The organism is Myxococcus eversor (assembly GCF_010894455.1).
GTDB classification, from domain to species: domain Bacteria; phylum Myxococcota; class Myxococcia; order Myxococcales; family Myxococcaceae; genus Myxococcus; species Myxococcus eversor.
In genome coordinates this window covers 140,863-158,143 of sequence record NZ_JAAIXY010000005.1, presented here as the reverse complement: position 1 = coordinate 158,143, position 17,281 = coordinate 140,863, and the positions used below count along the sequence as shown (strand labels likewise).

At 67.4% G+C, this 17,281-nt stretch carries 18 protein-coding genes; 8 read left to right on the top strand and 10 right to left on the bottom strand.

Annotation, left to right across the window (positions count from 1 at the left end; all coding sequences use genetic code 11):
• The first annotated feature begins 11 nt into the window (after window positions 1–11).
• Both G4D83_RS12170 and G4D83_RS12165 read left to right on the top strand, forming a co-directional pair.
• Window positions 12–773 (top strand): hypothetical protein, encoded by a 762-nt coding sequence (locus G4D83_RS12170; RefSeq protein ID WP_217911151.1) that lies wholly within the window; start codon window positions 12–14, stop codon window positions 771–773.
• A gap of 174 nt (window positions 774–947) precedes the next feature.
• The gene (locus G4D83_RS12165; RefSeq protein WP_176433844.1) at window positions 948–1,571 is read left to right on the top strand and encodes a LysM peptidoglycan-binding domain-containing protein; all 624 of its coding nucleotides are present in this window, start codon (window positions 948–950) and stop codon (window positions 1,569–1,571) included.
• Between the two features lie 93 nt (window positions 1,572–1,664).
• On the opposite strand, the gene G4D83_RS12160 is transcribed toward G4D83_RS12165, so the two are convergent.
• Both G4D83_RS12160 and G4D83_RS12155 read right to left on the bottom strand, forming a co-directional pair.
• Window positions 1,665–2,687: a deoxyhypusine synthase family protein gene (locus tag G4D83_RS12160; protein WP_163864886.1), complete on the bottom strand. Its 1,023-nt coding sequence runs from the start codon at window positions 2,685–2,687 to the stop codon at window positions 1,665–1,667.
• A 196-nt stretch (window positions 2,688–2,883) separates the two neighbouring features.
• Window positions 2,884–3,480 (bottom strand): TetR/AcrR family transcriptional regulator, encoded by a 597-nt coding sequence (locus G4D83_RS12155; protein WP_163864885.1) that lies wholly within the window; start codon window positions 3,478–3,480, stop codon window positions 2,884–2,886.
• A gap of 91 nt (window positions 3,481–3,571) precedes the next feature.
• Here G4D83_RS12155 and G4D83_RS12150 point away from each other — a divergent pair, with 91 nt between their 5' ends.
• A complete protein-coding gene (locus G4D83_RS12150; protein WP_163864884.1) occupies window positions 3,572–3,961 on the top strand; it encodes a DUF1304 domain-containing protein in 390 nt (129 codons plus the stop codon).
• A gap of 64 nt (window positions 3,962–4,025) precedes the next feature.
• Here the strand turns inward: G4D83_RS12150 and G4D83_RS12145 are convergent, their stop codons facing one another.
• The 3 genes from G4D83_RS12145 to G4D83_RS12135 all read right to left on the bottom strand — a co-directional run bounded on the left by G4D83_RS12145 (window position 4,026) and on the right by G4D83_RS12135 (window position 6,876).
• Window positions 4,026–4,820 (bottom strand): hypothetical protein, encoded by a 795-nt coding sequence (locus G4D83_RS12145; protein ID WP_163864883.1) that lies wholly within the window; start codon window positions 4,818–4,820, stop codon window positions 4,026–4,028.
• Window positions 4,821–5,059: 239 nt separating this feature from the next.
• On the bottom strand, window positions 5,060–5,953 hold the full coding sequence (locus G4D83_RS12140) for a hypothetical protein (RefSeq protein WP_163864882.1): 894 nt from the start codon (window positions 5,951–5,953) through the stop codon (window positions 5,060–5,062).
• Window positions 5,954–5,994: 41 nt separating this feature from the next.
• Window positions 5,995–6,876: a hypothetical protein gene (locus G4D83_RS12135; RefSeq protein ID WP_163864881.1), complete on the bottom strand. Its 882-nt coding sequence runs from the start codon at window positions 6,874–6,876 to the stop codon at window positions 5,995–5,997.
• 250 nt (window positions 6,877–7,126) lie between these two features.
• On the opposite strand from G4D83_RS12135, the gene G4D83_RS12130 reads away from it, so the two are divergent.
• A complete protein-coding gene (locus G4D83_RS12130; protein WP_163864880.1) occupies window positions 7,127–7,864 on the top strand; it encodes a class I SAM-dependent methyltransferase in 738 nt (245 codons plus the stop codon).
• A 21-nt stretch (window positions 7,865–7,885) separates the two neighbouring features.
• Complete coding sequence (locus tag G4D83_RS12125; RefSeq protein WP_163864879.1) at window positions 7,886–8,377, top strand: hypothetical protein; 492 nt, start codon at window positions 7,886–7,888, stop codon at window positions 8,375–8,377.
• Window positions 8,378–8,444: 67 nt separating this feature from the next.
• Here G4D83_RS12125 and G4D83_RS12120 read toward each other — a convergent pair whose 3' ends face one another.
• A complete protein-coding gene (locus tag G4D83_RS12120) occupies window positions 8,445–10,007 on the bottom strand; it encodes an amidohydrolase family protein (protein WP_163864878.1) in 1,563 nt (520 codons plus the stop codon).
• Between the two features lie 202 nt (window positions 10,008–10,209).
• A complete protein-coding gene (locus G4D83_RS12115; protein ID WP_163864877.1) occupies window positions 10,210–10,515 on the bottom strand; it encodes a hypothetical protein in 306 nt (101 codons plus the stop codon).
• A 233-nt stretch (window positions 10,516–10,748) separates the two neighbouring features.
• Between G4D83_RS12115 and G4D83_RS12110 the strand changes: the two genes are divergently transcribed.
• Window positions 10,749–11,507, top strand: a complete 759-nt coding sequence (locus G4D83_RS12110; protein ID WP_420826631.1) for a trypsin-like serine peptidase — start codon at window positions 10,749–10,751, stop codon at window positions 11,505–11,507.
• Window positions 11,508–11,670: 163 nt separating this feature from the next.
• Window positions 11,671–13,275 (top strand): LVIVD repeat-containing protein, encoded by a 1,605-nt coding sequence (locus G4D83_RS12105; RefSeq protein ID WP_163864876.1) that lies wholly within the window; start codon window positions 11,671–11,673, stop codon window positions 13,273–13,275.
• A gap of 59 nt (window positions 13,276–13,334) precedes the next feature.
• Here G4D83_RS12105 and G4D83_RS12100 read toward each other — a convergent pair whose 3' ends face one another.
• Both G4D83_RS12100 and gspC read right to left on the bottom strand, forming a co-directional pair.
• On the bottom strand, window positions 13,335–14,240 hold the full coding sequence (locus G4D83_RS12100; RefSeq protein ID WP_163864875.1) for an NADP-dependent oxidoreductase: 906 nt from the start codon (window positions 14,238–14,240) through the stop codon (window positions 13,335–13,337).
• A 132-nt stretch (window positions 14,241–14,372) separates the two neighbouring features.
• Complete coding sequence (gspC, locus tag G4D83_RS12095) at window positions 14,373–15,248, bottom strand: type II secretion system protein GspC (RefSeq protein WP_163864874.1); 876 nt, start codon at window positions 15,246–15,248, stop codon at window positions 14,373–14,375.
• A gap of 215 nt (window positions 15,249–15,463) precedes the next feature.
• Here gspC and G4D83_RS12090 point away from each other — a divergent pair, with 215 nt between their 5' ends.
• Complete coding sequence (locus G4D83_RS12090; protein ID WP_163864873.1) at window positions 15,464–16,309, top strand: zinc ribbon domain-containing protein; 846 nt, start codon at window positions 15,464–15,466, stop codon at window positions 16,307–16,309.
• A gap of 43 nt (window positions 16,310–16,352) precedes the next feature.
• Here the strand turns inward: G4D83_RS12090 and G4D83_RS12085 are convergent, their stop codons facing one another.
• Window positions 16,353–17,216, bottom strand: coding sequence for an alpha/beta fold hydrolase (locus G4D83_RS12085; protein WP_163864872.1), 864 nt, complete (start codon window positions 17,214–17,216; stop codon window positions 16,353–16,355).
• Between the last annotated feature and the right edge of the window lie 65 nt (window positions 17,217–17,281).

Here is a 17,281-nt window from a genome sequence, read left to right as displayed (position 1 = left end):
CCTGCTTTGCCATGCGAACCACACTCAGCCTCTCTTCCCTTGTCCTCGCATCTTCCCTCGTTGTCGGCTGTCTCGGTCCCGAGACGGACACCGACACTGAAACCCTCCAGGCCGCCGAGCAGGAGGTCACGGACCCCAACTTCCGCGTCTACAACATCGTCGAGTCGGTACGCCCGGCCGGAAACTACGACGGCGTCGCCGGCAACGAGTGCATCGCCCTGCTCAACCCCGAGCACCGGCTCCGGAAGATCATCCTCGTGACGCCCGCGGCCCCCAACGGCTCCTGCGCGCTCAGCGCCTACACCGCCGGTACCGCCCTGAGCTTCACCTGGGGTGACACCGCCGTCTACCAGGGCTCGGGTGGCATCGCCGCCATCCGCGCCGCGCTCTCCGACACGGACGGCGCCGTGCACAACCTCACGGGCGTCATCACCTCCGAGGCCGCGACGCTGGCCCACCTGCAGGCCTTCCTCACGCAGACCGACGCCCAGCAGGCCACCGTGCTCGGCCCCCTCGCCAACACCCGCGTCCACTCCCTCTATGACTTCGAGGGCCAGGAAGAGGTCTACGCCGAGGCCGCCTACCAGTCCGTCCGCGTCACCCAGCCCTGCGAGAACCCCGGCACGCCCACGCTGTCGGCCAAGTTCCGCAACGGCTTCGTCTACGGCTACTACGCCACCAACACGGGCAGCTGCCACAGCGGCTGGTTCACCCGGAACCGCACCTACAACCGCGACTGGCGGCTGGTGGCCCAGTACGAGTACTCGGAGTGACGCACCGCGTAGAACTTCGCTAACCCGCTGAAACCGAAGGCCCTGCCCCACCCGGCAGGGCCTTTTTCGTTGGGCGGAGGGCTGGAACGTTACAGTTCTATAAAAATACCAAGATTCGAGGAAGTGGGGCGCAACTCAGTCATGGAACTCCCGAGAATTGTCGCAGGAGCCACCATGTCCAACTACAAAATCCGTCCTGGCGACACCCTCTCCGGCCTCGCGGCGCGCTTCGGCACCACTGTCGACAAGCTGGCCCGCGACAACAAGATCTCCAACCCCGACCTCATCTTCGCGGGTGCCAACCTGAGCATTGGCCACTCCACGCGCGACACGTTCGACGCGGGTGGGCGCAAGCAGGGCGTCAACGGCGGGACGGACGTGGGCGGTCCGACGGGAGTGGGGCCCAGCAACGCGTCAAACAAGATGCAGCGTCTGGCCGAGGCGGCCCGCGCGGCGGCGATGGGCATGGGCGGCTACAACAGCCAGGGCCTCTGCGCCACGGGCGTGAGCCGGGCCATCAGCAACGCGCTGGGCATTGGCGTGTCGGGCAATGGCAACCAGATTGATAACAACCTGCCGCGCGACAAGTTCAAGCAGGTCGACATGACGCTGGAGGAGGCGCTGAAGATTCCGGGCCTCGTCCTCACCTGGGAGAGCACCTCCTCGCGTCTGGGCAGCATCTACGGCCACACGGCCGTCACCCTCGGCGACGGCCACTCCTCCGCGAGCGACTTCATCGAGCGCAACACGACCAACAGCGGTCGCACGGGCTTCAAGGTCTTCATGCCCATCGAGTAGTGCCCGTCACCCACCTGTGACTCCCGAAGCCCCTGGCCCCGTAAAAGGCCGGGGGCTTCGTCGTTTCACGATGAGTCGCTCGTGAAAGTCCGCTCAGCTCCGGTGCCGGGCGATGAGCGCGGCCGCCGCGGCCGGCTGGCCCTGGCATTCGAGCAGCGCGCGCAGAATCAGCGGAGCGACGATGGTGGCATCCGACTCGATGACGAACATCGGCGTCGTCTCCGTGAGCTTGTCCCAGGTGATCTTCTCGTTGGGCGTGGCCCCCGAGTACGAGCCGTAGGACGTCGTCGAGTCGCTGATCTGGCAGAAGTACGCCCACGGCTTCACGGGCTTCTGCAAATCGTACTTCGTCGAGGGGACGACGCAGATGGGGAAGTCCCCGGCGATGCCGCCACCAATCTGGAAGAAGCCGACCCCGTGGCCCGAGGAGAGCTCCTCGTACCGGTCATAGAAGTCCGCCATGTACTCGATGCCCGACTTGACGATGCTGGCGCTGCACTCGCCCGTCTTCACGTAGGACGCGAAGATGTTGCCGAAGGTCGAGTCCTCGTAGCCTGGCACGACGATGGGGAGCTTGCGCCGCGCCGCCTCCAGCAGCCAGCAGGCCTCGGGGTCCCCCTCGAACACCGAGGAGTCGATGGCCTGGATGAACTCGTAGAAGTACTCATGCCAGAAGCGCCGCTCTCCGCGCGCGCTCGCGTTCTTCCACATGGGCACGACGAGCTTCTCCACCGCGCGGAACGCCTCATCCTCGGGGATGCTCGTGTCGGTGACCCGCCGCATCCGCTGCTCCAGGATTCGCGTGTCGTCCTGCTTGGTGAAGTAGCGATACTCGGGGAAGTCCTTGTACGCGGAATGCGCGACGAGCCGGAAGAGCGACTCCTCCAGGTTGGCGCCCGTCACCGACAGGCCATGAACCAGCCCCGCGCGGATGGCGGGCGCGAGGGTGATTCCGAGCTGCGCGGACGACATGGCGCCCGCGACGCTCCAGAACATGCGGCCGCCCTTCGCGATGTGCTCCCAGTAGGAGAGGAGCGCATCGCGCGTCGCGCGGGCGTTGAAGTTCTTGTAGTTCGTGAGGATGAACTCCAGCACGGGAGTTTCGGATGCGGGCATGCGGGCCTCCAGCAACGACGTGGTCGAAGCTCGGGCGGCACCCATTCGAGAGAAAAGCCACCCGAGGACACCCTACGGTGACGACGAAACGTCGCACCGCCATCGGAGCGTCAAGTGGCTGCCGGCTGGCTATCACGCGGGGGGCACGCGCGGCTACGGCATTGGCGAGGGGGAGGACCCCACCGCGCTCTGTCCCCTACCCCTCCGCCCAGGCGTCCACCTCGCCCGCCGCCGCGCGCGCGAGCTTCGCCGCGGCCGCGGGGTCCAACCGCGCGGTGACGAGCACGCCGATGACGGACCCCACCAGCAGCTCCACCCGGCGGGCCACCGTCTTCCTGGGAATCACGCCGGCCCGCGCCGCGGCGTCGAGCGCCCGCATCAGGTGTCCCTGCAGGAGGGCCCGGTAGTCCTCCACGGCGCGATGGGCCTCGGCGTCATGCGGGGCCAGCTCCGTGGCCGTGTTGACGAGCAGGCACCCCCGCCGCGTCAGCGTCGGCGGCGCGGTGCCCATCGTCGTCGCGAGCGACTCGAAGTACGTCGTCACCTGCGTCAGCCCCGCCGGCCCCGTGGAGAAGACCGTCAGCCGGGGCGCAATCACCTCCTGGAGGTACAGCGTCACCGCCCGCGAGAACAGCGCGCGCTTGCTCTCGAACGCCTGGTACAGGCTGGAGCGGTTCAGCCCCGTGGCCACCTCCAGGTCCGCCAGCGACGTGGCCTCGTAACCCCGAGACCAGAACACCCCCAGCGCCTTGCGCACCGCCTCCGTCTCGTCGAACGCACGCGTCCGCGCCACGTCACCCTCCTTGACAATTCTGGACCGACCGTTTCAATATGAATTCGGAACCGACTGGTCCAGAATACCGAAATCCCGGAGGGGAGTCATCATGTCGTCCTTGGCGCAGGTCTTCGCGGTCATCGCAGCGCTCATCCACGTGTTGTTCTTCGTGATGGAGAGCATCGTCTTCTCGCGGCCGAAGGTGTGGAAGCGCTTCGGGCTGAAGTCGCAGGCGGACGCGGACGTGGTGAAGCCGATGGCGTTGAACCAGGGCTTCTACAACCTGTTCCTCGCGCTGGGCGTGCTGGTGGGCGTGGCGCTGGTGCACACCGACGCGGTGGCCTCGGGCGTGGCGGCCGTCGTGTTCGGCTGCGCGTGCATGGTGCTGGCGGCGCTGGTGCTCGTGTCGAGCAACCGCCACTTCCTCAAGGCCAGCCTCGTCCAGGGCATGCTGCCGCTGCTGGCCATCTGCCTGGTGGTGACGCAGTCGCGCGGGTGAGGCCACGAGGCGCTTGCGGAGAAGTCCCATCCGAAGCGCCCCATGGATGCTTCAAGTCACGGCATCAGGGCAGCTTCACCTCGATGAACGCGACGGGGGTGCCGCCATTGGACCAGGAGAGGGCCTGGTCACAATTGAACGCCCACTGCGCCGCGGCCCAGACGGGATAGAGGCCCGGCTGCTGCGGAGCGATGAGCGTGAAGGACTGCTCCGTGACGTTCACCACGCCCCCGCCATTGTAGATGCACGCCTTGGAGCCCTGCTCGATGCCGAGGATGACCTGGGAGATGCAACCCGGGCATCCACCCGCCGCCGCGTCGATGGAGTAGTTCGTGGTGATGGTGACGGGCGCGCCCGGGAAGACGTTGATCTTGTGCGAGGTGTTGCCGTTCAACTTCACCTTGGACACCGAGCCCCAGCTCCACACCATCGGGTCTCCATGGACGCCCACCAACCCCAACACGGGCCCCCCGTTCGAGACGGAGACCGCCTTGTCGCAGTCCGGTGTCCGCGCGGGGGTGGCCCACAACGGGTAGATGCCAGGATTGGGCGGCGCGAGCAGGTTGAACACGGCGTTGCTCTGAATCGGCCCCAGCCCGCTGTAGATGCACTGCCGGGTTCCCTCTGGGATTCCGAAGACGAGCTGCGTCTTGCAATCGATGCAGGGGTCGGCGACGGCTCCCACGAAGAAGTCCGTCGCCACGGTGACGGGCATGCCCGGGCCGATGGCCACGGTGCGGTGTCCCAGCCCCAAGGTGACATCCGTCACGTTGATGAGGGGCCCGAACTGGGCGGAATTGAAGGGCGGGAGGGGAACGAAATCCTGGGCGTATCCCACGCCCGCGAGTCCCAACGCCATGACGGCAATCCAGCGCGCTACGCTTGTCTTCAACAAGGACATACGGCCTCCTGGCATCTGGCCAGTCACGGACGAAGGGGATTCCCCATCCGCGAGAACTGCATCCCTCCGACTTCGGCCGTATTTCCTTGTGATTCCAAGCAGACAATTCCTGGCATTTCTCCCGCCAACGCGAGGCGCCAGCCCATGCCAGGGTTTGCCAGGACCCGAGGGACAACCCCGGGTCCATGACCACACCGCTACGGCACCGGACTCACGTCCACGTCGATGACGCGAGGCTCCTCGGTGTGAGTGGTGCCAGTGCCGGCGGCCATCGAGGCCCCCACCACCAGCGTCAGCGCCCAGCCACCCGTGACGAGCCGGGTGGGCACGTACTTCCAGGCGAGTCGCACGGCGCCCGTGGTCTCCCCCTCGGCGACCAGGGCGGCGGTGGCGCGCTGCTGGATGTCCGCCGTGCTCAACCGGGTGCGCAGCAGGTGGCCCGTGCGTGCCAGGGGCGGCCAGGAGATGAGCGCGCGCTGGAAGGTGCCATCCACGCCGTGGGACACCACCGCGCGGTGGCCCTGGACGCGGATGCCATTGATGGCGCGCATCACGAAGGTCTTGTAGCGGTGGAGCTCCGGCACCGCGGCGACGCCGGTCTCCTCCGTCTCCAGGTAGGATTTCACCTGGAGCACGGGCCCCACCTCCGAGGCGGGGATGCCCCAGCGCTGCAGCCGGGCGATGGCGGTGCGCTGCATCACCGCGGGCTCCTGGGGGACGGCGGGGCCGCTGCCGAGCTTGTTCAGCACCAGCGCCTGCCCCTCGGAGGGGTCATTCTCCAGCGTCCAGGTGCGCGACTCCAGATCCCTGCGAGAGCCGAGCGTCCCCGTCGTGGTGAAGGTCTCGGTGGTGCCCACCAGGCCCCCCTGCAGCACCGAGTCGTTGAAGGCGGTGCCAGGAAGCAAGTCAGTGGGGAGGCCTTCGGTGGGCGGCGTGGCAATCAGGGTGGTGTCGAAGACGAAGCCCGTGGTGGTCGCGGACGCGACCTGCGTCTGGGGCTCCACGGGCTCGACGACGGGGACCGGGCTGTCACAGCCAAGCAGGGTGGCGAGTGGAAGGGCGGTCAGGAATCGGATGAGTTGGGTCTTCATGGCGTTTCGTTCTCTCTGAACAGGGGCGAAGGAGGCGGGGGTCAATCCGGCAGTTGCTGGCCGCCGGAGGGGTCACAACCGCCCACGTAGAAGATGGTGGAGGCGACCTTGGCGCCGGTGTTCTTGCGGTCCCTCCAGCCGCCCGCCTCGTACATCGCGACCCGCTTCGCCTTCGTCTCGCCGAAGACGATGGACACGGGGCAGTCGTCGTTGTCCGCGCCCACGTCCTTGTCGTACGCCTCGTCGATCCAGTTCTCCCCCACGCCATCGGACCTCGACTGGGACGCGTAGCGCTTCACGTAGTCCTTCACGAAGCTGCCGCACGACGAGTTGCCGTGGAAGGCATTCCACATGGTGAAGCCACTGGTGCTCGTCACGAGCGCCGTGCGGTAGCCGCCTTGCTTCCAGACCTGGTAGTCGCCCGACTGGCAGGCCTTGATGACGGCGATGTTCAGCTTCCCGTTGCCCAGGCTCATGTGGGTATCCGTGATGGCCGAGCACGCGTCCAGGTTGCTCCCCATCACCAGCCAGCTGTTGAGGTTCGTCTCGCTGTGGCCGCCGTGCGTGTGGACGTAGAGGACATCCGCGTCGTCCACGCCCGCGTTGACCTGGGTGTCCTTCGCGTTCGCCGCGGTCCCCTTGGACGCGTCCGTCCAGAGGTCCGTGCGCGCGCTGGTGTTGTTGAGCGTGTGGACATCCGTCCACAGCCCGGCGCTCATCAGCGTGGTGAAGTAGCTGGCGAACTCCCCCGCCGTCTGCGTGTGGACGGAGTGCGATTCGGCGTTGCACTGCCCGCTCGCCGCGCCGTTGAAGTTCGCGATGCCGTAGACATGGGTCTCGTTCGCCAGCACCGCCGCGGGCAGGAGCAGCGCCCCCGCGAGGGTGGCACCCGTCCACTGCCTGGTTTGCTTCCGGAGCTTCATGGTCCTGCTCTCCCCCCCGCGTGGGGTGTCGATGGTGGGCCTGTCACGGCGGGAGAGGCGCACGCGATGGCGCCGTGCGTTCTCCGGCCTCGGCTCATCAACGAAAGTCGCGGGGATTTCCCCTCACCGCGTCCGTGTGTGGCTTCCCACATGGACGCGGTGCGGGGTGCGGTGACACGATGCCCGGGTCGCCCGGCCCCTCCTCCGGCACCTCGGGCGCCTCGAACGTCACCTGGAAAGGTCGTGGGCCATGTCGGCGCAGTATGACCAGATTGGAGAGAAGGTCGCGGACTGGGACGTGCTGCCGGTGCGCTCGGAGTACATCGAGGGCTACACCTTCTTCAAGGCGCTGGGCCCGGTGGACGGACTGGACGTCCTGGACCTGGCGTGTGGCGATGGGCTCTACACGCGACAGTTCAAGGAGCGAGGCGCCAGCCGGGTGGTCGGCGTCGACATCTCCGAGGAGATGATTCGCTCCGCGCGGCGGCTGGAAGCGGAGAGACCGCTGGGCCTCGAGTACCACGTGTCGGACGTCGCCGACCTGGCGTCCCTGGGCACGTTCGATGTCGTGACGGCTGTCTATCTATTGCATTACGCGCACTCGCCCGAGCACATGTCGCGGATGTGTCGGAACATCCATGCCCACCTGAAGCCGGGGGGCAGCTTCGTCACCTATTCGTTCAACCCCGAGTTCAGCGCGCTGGGTCCCAACAGCACCCGGTATGGCGTCACGATGTTGGACTTCCCGGAGTCCCCGAGCGAAGGACAGACGCTCTTCCTGGAGCTGCACACGAAGACGCCCTTCACCATCCACTTCCCCTACTGGAGCCGGGCCACGTACGAGGTCGCGCTTCGCGAGGCGGGCTTCCACACCCTCACGTGGATACGCCCCGAGTGCTCCCCCGAGGGAATCGCCCGATATGGCCGGGAATTCTGGCGGGACTATCTGGAGAACCCTCACGCGATGGCGCTGCGCTGCGAGCGGTGAGCCCCGAAAGGAATGTCACGAATGTCACCTCCCTATCTTGTCCTGCGGGTGGAGGATCCCCAGGAAGGAGCCCGCGCCCGGCTCCACTACAAGCGCGACCAGCCCTCACGCAGTTGGATGACCGGCGTGGCCTTCTCTTCACCTCCTCCCACGCCCATCACCCTGGAGCTGCGTGGGACGGATGAGGAGGGGTGGGTGCTGGGAGATTTGTGGCTGACGCCCATCTGCGTCATGTCCCATCGCCTGCATGCGGTGTTGAAACAGGCGGGCGTGGACAACCTCGCCACCTATCCCGCCATCCTGAGAGACCCGGTGACGGAGACGGACCACACCGACTTCGTCGCCTTCAATCTGGTGGGCAGGCGTCCGAAGGCGGACCCGGGCGGAGCCCTGTTGTTCCGGCTGGAGGAAGCCGTGAATGTCATCGTGATTCACGACACGGTCCGCCGCGCGATTGAAGACGCGGGCATCGACACCTTGACCTTCCTCGAGCCCGAGGACTTCGCGGGCTGAGGCAGGCATCGAGGAGCCCGGATGGACAGGCCGGGGCTCCTCGACAGCCTTCAACCAGGGGCGTCGCTCAGTCCGCGAAGCGGTCCTCGAAGGTGGCCAGCTGACCCTCCAGCCGCCACTGCAGCGCGGCGCGCTTGTGCGTACCAAGGTAGCCCTGGCAGGCGGAGGACGGGTTGGCCCCGCCAGGGACGTCCTGGGCGCAAGCCGGGACGCGCCTGGAGAAGTCATCGCGCTGGGCCCAGAGGCTGTCTCCCTCCACGAAGGCGTGCTCCATGCTGGCGCGCGCCAGTTGCTTGAGCGTCCTGTAGTCGAGCCCCTGGACGGTGGCGGCGGCGATGTATTCCTGGGTGATATCTCCGCGGAGGATTCCGGAGTCGTCCGTCGCCAGCGTCACGGGCACCTTCTCCACGAGGTATGCGGAGAGGGGGTGGTCAGTGCCCTTGATGCCGAGCAGGACGTTGTTGGAGGACAGGCAGATCTCCACCAGGACGCCAGCCTCGTGCATGTCGCGCAGGAGGGCCTCGACGCCCTCTCCGTCCGTCTCGCCCAGCACGTCCACGCCGTGGCCGATGCGCTCCGCATGGGCCAGCTTGACGGCGTTGCGGATGTGGAAGCGCAGATGGCCCTGGTCCTCGGGCGCGAGCACCTCCGGAATCAGCTCGCCCGCGTGAAGGGAGACGTGGACCTCCTTGCGGCCGACCGTGTTGTCGTTGTGGTCATCCAGCGTGCCCAGCGCGAACATCTCGTCGTTGTAGTACGCGAGCGAGTTCGGGTGCTCCTCGGGTGACACCAGGTTGACGCCGACAATCTCCGGCACGCGCTGGGCCAGCTCGAAGGCATACACCCACTGGCCGAAGACGTTGGCTCGCGTCGCCGTGCGGTTGGCGGAGACGAGCAGCCGCACCTCCACGTCACAGCCCGGGTCCGCCTGGGGCGTGTCACACTGGAGCAACCGCCGGCTTCCCGAAAGGGTGCTGGCGATGCTGCTGGCCTGACGCGCCAGTGCCGCCTGGAAGTCCGGCAGGGCGATGAGCTGCTCGCGCTTCGCCAGCAGGGTCGGGGCATCCCAGACGTCCGTGGGCGAGAACAGCGGCTCCACGAGCCGGCCGCCGGTGCTGGCGCCGAAGCCCTGCATCAGCTCCACGTACACCTGATGGTGATGGCCCGCACGGGAGATGATGTCCGCGTAGCTGTCGTCACTGCGCGCATCGGTCTGCACCGCGCCGTACTTGCCGAAGGCATCGAAGAAGTGCTGGTGGGCGGCGAGCAGCGGGCCGGAGAAGCCCTCCATGGACCAGGCCCCCATCACCGCGTCGTAGAGGGCGCGGTCCGTTCCGGTGTTCGCCAGGGGCGTGGCTCCCTGCGCGCAGGGATTGCTCGCCACATAGGTGGTGGTGTCGACGCACGCGCCGTCCTCGGCGCCCCACTGGATGAGCTTCTCCGTGGTGATGGCGCCGGAGGTGTGGCTGTGCAGATCTCCTCCCTTGGGCATGTCGCGAAGGAAGGCGGCGAGCGCGGTGGGATTCCTCCGCAGGGACTCCATGTGCTCCTGGGTCCGCTCCTCGGGGTCATCCTTGCACGCACTCAGGCCCAACCCCACCACGACGGCGAACACCGGAAGCTTGCTCATGCGGAAGACCTCACAGGCGGGAAAAGCCTGATGAGAGTCTTTTCTGGAGGGCCGGTCTCTGACCTCCCGGGGCAGGTCTTCGTATGGATCTCCACGAAAGAGGCCCAAGCCGAGGTCAATCACACTCATGGACAGGGATGATGTGGCCAGAATCTCCGCGAACACGGGACGGGGCGCCCCCAGTCCCTGGAAGAGGTCCTCCTCACTTCGACGGGCGCACCATCCGCGCTCGGACCGGAGCACGTCGGCTCGCGCGGCGACGCAACATCCGCCACAGCACCACGGGCACCCCGAGGAGAACCACCGCCGCCACCAGCACCGGCCACCAGACCTGCAGCATGATGAACAGGAGGAACGGCCACGTGTAGAGCTCCATGTCGCCGTCAGAGGACGCGCGCGCTGGGAGGGCGGCCAGCACGGCGGTGAGACATCCGACGACAACGGCTCCATTCACGTGTCGCACGAGGACGCGGGTGAGGACCTCCCTCGCAATGCCAAGACACCGCATGACCGCTCCCCAAGTGGATGGGCCCCTGAACCTGCGTTCATTGACCCTGCAACTCGAACATTCTAAGAAGTTCAGGGTCCGCCCGATACGCCGGTGAAGGCGCGTCGGAGCCACCCCCTCAAGACACGAGGCACCACGCGATGTTGACGGAGACGGGCGAGTCCATCCGCGGCGGCATCCCCGCGCTGAACGAGCTCGACCGAGCGACGAGGCGTGGGCCCCCAGGTTCAACGATGACGATGACGACGTGGCGCTCGCTCCTGACGGGCACCCTGCTCCTGGGCCTGTCCGCCTGTGGAGGCAAGACGACGCCCCCCGAGGTGGAGCCTTCCGTGTGCGAGGCGCCGACGGAGGCGAAGGTGAGCGGCTTCACGCAGTGCGGGCCGACCAACGACGTCACTCCCGTCAACGGATATCAGGGCGAGTTCGCCGCCCTCCAGGACACCGAAGGCGCGGTCGTCCTGCTCGACGGTCGCTGCACCGGAACGTTGATCGCCGCGAGCGCGGGGCCAGTGGTGCTCACCGCGGGGCACTGCGTGGGACTCGGGGACCGGTCGCTGGCGGTCTTCAACTTCGAGGACCAGCCCGATGGCGAGGAGCTCATCACCGAGGGCACCGTCATCGAGCAGTCGATGGAGCCCGACTACGCGCTCATCCAGCTCGACGTGCTTCCCGCCGCGATCGCGCCGCTGCTGTTGACGACCCGGAGCAGCGAGCGGTTGGCCGTCATCCAGCACCCCCGGGGCCGCCCCAAGGTCATCGCCGAGGGCAACTACCTCGATTCGTGCAACCAGCTCGTCTACTACAAGGATTTGGACACCCTCGTCGGCACCTCCGGCGCGGGCGTGCTCAACCGCCAGGGACACGTGCTGGGTGTCCACACCGACGGCGACTGCGATGCGTCCGGCAAGGGCGCCAACAGGGGCTGGACGGCGGAAGCGATTGTCGAAGCGTCCGAGTACCTGCAGGCCGCGGATATCGCCGACCGCTGAAGCCAGATGTGACGCGTGAAGCCATGTCAACGCGGCTGAACACAGCCGCGCGGGTGCTTGTCATGGCGCAAGTACTCCCCAGGGAATGAGGGGGTTGGGACCTAGAGCTGTCTGAATGGGTGCCCCGCGAATTCCGCGGGGTGCTCACCTCGAAAGGTCCCCCATGACAGTCACCCTTCGCTCGCTCCGGGCGCCGCTGGCCATCGTGCTCCTCCAGCTCCTCTCCGGTTGCGAGGACTCCCCCTCCCCTTCGACACCCGACGCGGGACCGTATGTCTGGGATGGGACGTACACCGAGCTCGAGGACCACGGGGACTGGCAGGATCCAGGTCCGCTCGCCCCGTGCTCCTCCAGTGCGGTCGCCGCGCAGGAGGGCGCCTGCGATGACCTGTCGCTCTTCGACCTGTCGCAGTGCGATTCGCAAACCCTCTCCACGATTGCGCCGGAGGGCATCTACCTGGCCGATGGCCGAGGCGAGCGCCACTTCGCGGACGGCGGCGTGAGCATCACCAACCTCCCCATCGGCTTCCTGCTCAAGGAGGATGGCGGGACGATGTTCGACGAGCCCCTCCGGCTCAAGGAGACGCAGGGAGGACGCTTCTCCCTCATCGGTCGGCTGACCCGCTCGGACCTCACCGTCTCCGTGGTGGGCTGCGAGGCGCCCGCTCCGAACGTCATCACCGGCTGCTTCGCCTACTGCCGCCGGGGGAGGCTCAGCCTCAAGGGCACCTTCGAGGCCCACCGGGTCGCCCTGTCGACCGGGGAGCCCGAGTCCTCGGGGGGGCTCCAGCTCGTCTCCGAGCGCTTCGTTCCGGTGGGTCTGCCCGCGGACATCTACGTCGCCAAGGGCCACGCCTACGTCGTCTCCCTGCCGGACAAGGGCCGGGCCGGTGGGCTCACCGTCATCGACGTGCGGAACCCCACCTCCCCCGTCGTCACGACGACCATCACCCTGCCCGAGGACAACTCCTGGAACGGGGTCTGGGCCAAGGGCGATGCCCTCTACGTGGCCAGCAACGGCACGGGTCCCATCGTCTACGACATCTCCAACCCCGCCCTCCCCACCTTCGTGAAGAGCCTGCCGACGGGGGACTTCGGCGCGCACACGGTGCTCGTCGACAATGACCGGCTCTACGCCATGGTCCCCAATACGGGCACCCACGTCTATGATTTGACGGAGCCCCTCAATCCCATCCTGCGCACCATCATCTCCCTGCCCGAGGACGCGGAGCTGGGAGGTCCGCACGATGCCTTCGCGTACGAGAACCGCCTGTACATCAGCAGCTCCTTCGGCGGCTACAACGTGGTGGACGTCACCAACCTGGACAACGTCAGCCGGCTGGGTCGCTACGAGCGCTCCATCGATGAATACGCGCACCACAGCGCCGTGGGCACCTTCGGCGGAAAGACCATTGCCTTCGAGGGCGGAGAGTTCAACGCCTCTCACGTGCGCGTGCTGGACGTCAGCAATCCAGCCCGCATCGTGAAGATTGGCGAGTTCCGCATGCGCCATATCACGTCGATGCACAACCTCATCCTGCGCGGCAACCTCCTCTACGTGGCCTGGTATCACGAAGGGCTGCGCGTGCTGGACGTGTCCAATCCCACCAGGCCCAGACAGGTGGCGCACCACCACACCTTCCGCGAGAGCGACCCGTTCCGAGGCGACAGCCTCTTCGAGGGCGCCTTCGGCGTCCGCATCCCCGGCGACGGCTACGTGTACGTCGTCGACTCGTCGCGAGGCCTGCTCATCTTCAACGAGCTGTAAGGGCCGGAGGAGCGTCATGCCCGGGCACGCGAGACACCCGGGCTGACGCTCCTCGAGGCTCAGTTGACGAGCAGGACCTTGCCCGTGCCGCCCTTCTCGGCGTGCTTCTGGGCTTCCTTCGCCTCATCCATCTTGAATGTCTTGCCAATGGGGATGATCAACTCGCCCTTGGCCACGCTCTCCCCCAGTTGCGCGAGCCGGCGGCCGTCCGGGTGCGAGTGGAAGCTGCGCACCTCGAGCCCCTTCTCCTTCGCGCCCTTCGGCGGCCCCACCACGCTGCCCACGATGCCGCCGCGCTTCACCTTGTCCAACACCACCGCCACGGCCTCGCCGCCCACCGTGTCCGCCACGGCGTCCAGCGTGGGCAGCTTCGCGACGTCTTTTGGATCATCCAACGCGACGACCCCGTCCGCCCCAAGCTTCCGGGCCTCCTCCAACTGGGTGGCCCGCACGCCGGCCCAGACCTTCGCCCCGCGCGCCTTCGCCGCGAACAGGGCGGCGCGCCCCACCGCACCCACCGCGCCGGTGATGAGCACCGTGGCCCCCTTGGCGACCTTCATCTGCTCTTCAATCAACTGCACGCCCGTCAACGTCACCAACGGCAGCGCGGCCGCGTCCTTCAGCTCCAGCGCGTCGGGCACCTTGGCCCATACGTCCACGGGGGCAACCACCGTCTGCGCATAGCCCGAGGACACCACGCCCATCACCCGGTCGCCCTGCTTGAAGTCCTTCACGCCCTGCCCCACCTCGACGACCTCACCCGAGACGTCCCTCCCCAGGATGGCGGGGAACGTCACGGGCATCGCGTCCTTCATGTCGCCTCGACGAATCTTCCAGTCCACCGGGTTGATGCTCGCGGCGGTGACGCGGACCTTCACCTCGCCCGGCCCCACCTTCGGCTCGGGCATCTCTTGCACGACGAGGTTCTCCACGTCCCCATAGGCCTTCAGCACGACTGCTTTCATGGATGCCTCCTTGCTTGAATGAAGCGGCACGAAGCGCGCTCCCGCAACGGAGCAACGATAAGTACCGACGGAGGGAGCGCCATCGGTCGCGACCGCCTGCCCCCCTGGCCCCTCACGAAAGAACCCGTGCTGTCACGGCCGCAAGTCGTAGACCATGCGCAGCGGCAGGCCGCCCCGGTCGATGTCGACCTCCAGATGCCGGAACTTCTTGAGCAGCATGTACTGCTCCAGCGCCTTCTCCGTGGAGTCGAGCGCGATGCCGTTGATGCGCTGGAGGACATCGCCGCTCTGGAGGCCCAGCTTCTCGTACACGGAGCCAGGCCGGATGGAGAAGAGCTTGAAGCCCTGGGGCTTCCCATCCTTGAACGACGGAACGATGCGCGCCTGCGTGAGCGCGGAGCCCCGCGTCCACTGGTCCAGGTCCAGATAGGAATCAGGCACCTCGTAGGTGTGCTCGCCCACCCGTCGGATGCCTCCGCCACTGTCGCTGCTCGCGGACACCGGAGCGCCAGTCGACGGTGGCCCCCCGGGCCCCTCGCGGTCGATGACCTCCTGCTGTCCTTCCCGGGTGACGATGATGCGCTCGCGTTCGATGACGACGACCTCCGCGTCCTGGAGCACGTCCCCCACGCGGAGGCTGCGCACCCGCCGACTGTCGAGGTCCTCCACGGAGGCGAGCGACCAGAATGGCTCGCGCGACGTCAGCGTCCCCACGAGCTTCGCGCGCCGCGCGCTCCGTCGTGGCCCGATGTAGGCGGGAGGAGGACCGAGCGGGAGCCGGTCCTTGACGCCGAGCAGACGCGCCAGTGGCTCGCTGCGCAGCTCCAGCCGTGCCTCGGTGCGGGCGAGCTGGACGGGTCCCGACGGTGTCGAGCCCAGGCTGGAGATGGGAATCGCGAGCTGGAACTCGGTGATGAGGTGGACGGTGCGCGCGGCAATCAGCGCGGCCACCAGGAGGAAGGCACAGCTCACCAGCCAGAAGTGCTTCTGGAGAAGGGTTCTCATCATGGCGACAGGCATGAGCAAGCACGAGGCCAGGGAAAGCCACACACGAGGCTTCATTCGGAAGACGCAGCGCCGCGAGCGAAAGCAACACACGGCGGGTGCTCGCGGGATTGCCCGGATTGTCACGGGGTAGCGAGATGTCCGAGACAAGCTGTCACGATGGACGCTGGCGTCATCGCTGGGGTATCCAGCCGCCCTTCATCTTCGCGGAGCCGTGCATGTTCATCATCTCTGGGAGTACGCCGAAGCAGCAGGAACTCGGCGAGCAGCGTGCACCCTGCCCCGACTGCCACCAGGAGACGGCCCATCGGCTCCAGCGTCACTACCGGGTGATTCACCTCTTCTGGTTCCCACTCTTCTCGCTGGGAACGAAGTACGCGCGGGTCTGCGGACGCTGCAACCTGCACTCGGAGGTGCCGGAGCAACAGGTAGGCCCCGTGCCGATGGCGCCGCTGCTGCACCGCATGGGGGGTCTGTTTCCGCTGGCCGCGCTGACGTTCTGCTGCGTGGGCTTCCCGCTGGTCAGCACCATGGGTGCCCTCATCTCGGGTGATTCGGACAGCCCCGCGCAGGAGCAGCAAGCGGGCAGGCAAGGCTTCGACCAGCGCTTCGAGGCCCAGGCCGAGGACCTGGCCGCGCGGACCACGATTCAGTCCGAGCTCCAGGCGCTGGGTCACCGGTCGATGGAGGTCTCCGCCAGCTCCGCCTCGGTGAAGGAGCACGTCATTCGCGTCATCACCGCGCAGTCGCCCCGCCTCAAGAAGGTGAGCGACGGAGACCGCATCCGGCTGCTGGAGCTGATGGAGGCGGAAGCGGACAAGAGCTTCGTCAACGCCGAGGTCTTCCTGGGCCTCCGAGGCAGGCTTCTCTGGGGTGGGTATTCCCACCGCGCCCCCGGTGGGAAATGGCAGCGCGTCGTGGACGGCACCACGGCGAGCCCCATGGTTGATGCCTTCGAGGCGCTCCTCGCGCGCGAGGCCGCATTGCCTCCCTCGGCGCCGGATGCGGTTCCCCTTCCCGAGCCGACGGACGCTCCCGCGGTGGTGGACGACACGGCGCGGTGAGCAGCCCGCCTCCGGTGCTCATGGGCCCGGAGCAGTCACGCGGTCAGCGCGCCTGAAGGACTTCCGGAGCGGGCGCGTCCAGCGTGTCGAGGAACGCGAGGATGAGGCGGGCACAGCCCTCCGGGTCCTCCAGCGGGAAGAGGTGCCCGCCGGGGAACTCCTCGAGCCGGGCGCCCGGCACGACTCGCCGGGCGCGCGCGAAGGCCGACGCCGCGAGCGTTCGCGTGTCACGCCCCCGCACGATGAGGGTGGGCACCGAGATGGAGCGCAGCGAGCTCCAGAGACCCTCCGGCGTCGTCTCGAAGACGCGGGCCTCCCAGGCGCGAGGGATGGTCAGCTTGAAACCGCCCTCCTCCGACTCCATGAGGCCATACGAGAGGTAGTCCTGGAAGCAATCAGGGTCGAAGCCCTGGAACAGGGGCTTCTTGCGATAGCTCGCGGCGGCCTCCTCGCGCGAGCGCCAGTGCTCGCGACGACGGCGCGCCAGGCTCGCGGGAGGCACTCGACTTCGCTGGCCCAGCAGCGTCAGCACGTCGAGCACCAGCTTGCGCATCCCCGAAAACAACACGGGGTCCAGCGTGACGATGGCGCGAAAGAGGCCCGGCTCCTTCACGGACGCCAGCAGCGTCGCCACGCCGCCCATGCTGTGTCCCACGCCGATGACGTCCTTCAGTCCGGCGGCGCGCAGCGCGTGCGCCAGGTCGTCCGCCATGTCGTTCCAGGTCCGCATCGTCAGCGGGTCCGAGCCCGGCACGAGCCAGCGGCTCCGCACCGAGACGACGTGGTAGCGCGTCTTCAACAGCTCGATGAGCTTGCGGTAGGTGCCGGGCGGAAAGCCGTTGGCATGCGCCAGGTGCAGCACGGGGCCGGTGCCGCCCCAGTCATCGAGTTGAAGGGCCTCGCTCATGGCCCTGTCGGGATACCTCGAACCGCGCCCGCTGTCTCGCGCCCCGGTGAGCAGCCAGCGGGCGG

Excerpts from the sequence above, each read along its gene's own strand:
- G4D83_RS12170 (WP_217911151.1), top strand. The coding sequence starts at position 12 with ATGCGAACCACACTCAGCCTCTCTTCCCTTGTCCTCGCATCTTCCCTC.
- G4D83_RS12165 (WP_176433844.1), top strand. The coding sequence starts at position 948 with ATGTCCAACTACAAAATCCGTCCTGGCGACACCCTCTCCGGCCTCGCG.
- G4D83_RS12160 (WP_163864886.1), bottom strand. The coding sequence starts at position 2,687 with ATGCCCGCATCCGAAACTCCCGTGCTGGAGTTCATCCTCACGAACTAC.
- G4D83_RS12150 (WP_163864884.1), top strand. The coding sequence starts at position 3,572 with ATGTCGTCCTTGGCGCAGGTCTTCGCGGTCATCGCAGCGCTCATCCAC.
- G4D83_RS12145 (WP_163864883.1), bottom strand. The coding sequence starts at position 4,820 with ATGGCGTTGGGACTCGCGGGCGTGGGATACGCCCAGGATTTCGTTCCC.
- G4D83_RS12140 (WP_163864882.1), bottom strand. The coding sequence starts at position 5,953 with ATGAAGACCCAACTCATCCGATTCCTGACCGCCCTTCCACTCGCCACC.
- G4D83_RS12135 (WP_163864881.1), bottom strand. The coding sequence starts at position 6,876 with ATGAAGCTCCGGAAGCAAACCAGGCAGTGGACGGGTGCCACCCTCGCG.
- G4D83_RS12130 (WP_163864880.1), top strand. The coding sequence starts at position 7,127 with ATGTCGGCGCAGTATGACCAGATTGGAGAGAAGGTCGCGGACTGGGAC.
- G4D83_RS12125 (WP_163864879.1), top strand. The coding sequence starts at position 7,886 with ATGTCACCTCCCTATCTTGTCCTGCGGGTGGAGGATCCCCAGGAAGGA.
- G4D83_RS12120 (WP_163864878.1), bottom strand. The coding sequence starts at position 10,007 with ATGAGCAAGCTTCCGGTGTTCGCCGTCGTGGTGGGGTTGGGCCTGAGT.
- G4D83_RS12115 (WP_163864877.1), bottom strand. The coding sequence starts at position 10,515 with ATGCGGTGTCTTGGCATTGCGAGGGAGGTCCTCACCCGCGTCCTCGTG.
- G4D83_RS12110 (WP_420826631.1), top strand. The coding sequence starts at position 10,749 with ATGACGATGACGACGTGGCGCTCGCTCCTGACGGGCACCCTGCTCCTG.
- G4D83_RS12105 (WP_163864876.1), top strand. The coding sequence starts at position 11,671 with ATGACAGTCACCCTTCGCTCGCTCCGGGCGCCGCTGGCCATCGTGCTC.
- G4D83_RS12100 (WP_163864875.1), bottom strand. The coding sequence starts at position 14,240 with ATGAAAGCAGTCGTGCTGAAGGCCTATGGGGACGTGGAGAACCTCGTC.
- gspC (WP_163864874.1), bottom strand. The coding sequence starts at position 15,248 with ATGATGAGAACCCTTCTCCAGAAGCACTTCTGGCTGGTGAGCTGTGCC.
- G4D83_RS12090 (WP_163864873.1), top strand. The coding sequence starts at position 15,464 with ATGTTCATCATCTCTGGGAGTACGCCGAAGCAGCAGGAACTCGGCGAG.
- G4D83_RS12085 (WP_163864872.1), bottom strand. The coding sequence starts at position 17,216 with ATGAGCGAGGCCCTTCAACTCGATGACTGGGGCGGCACCGGCCCCGTG.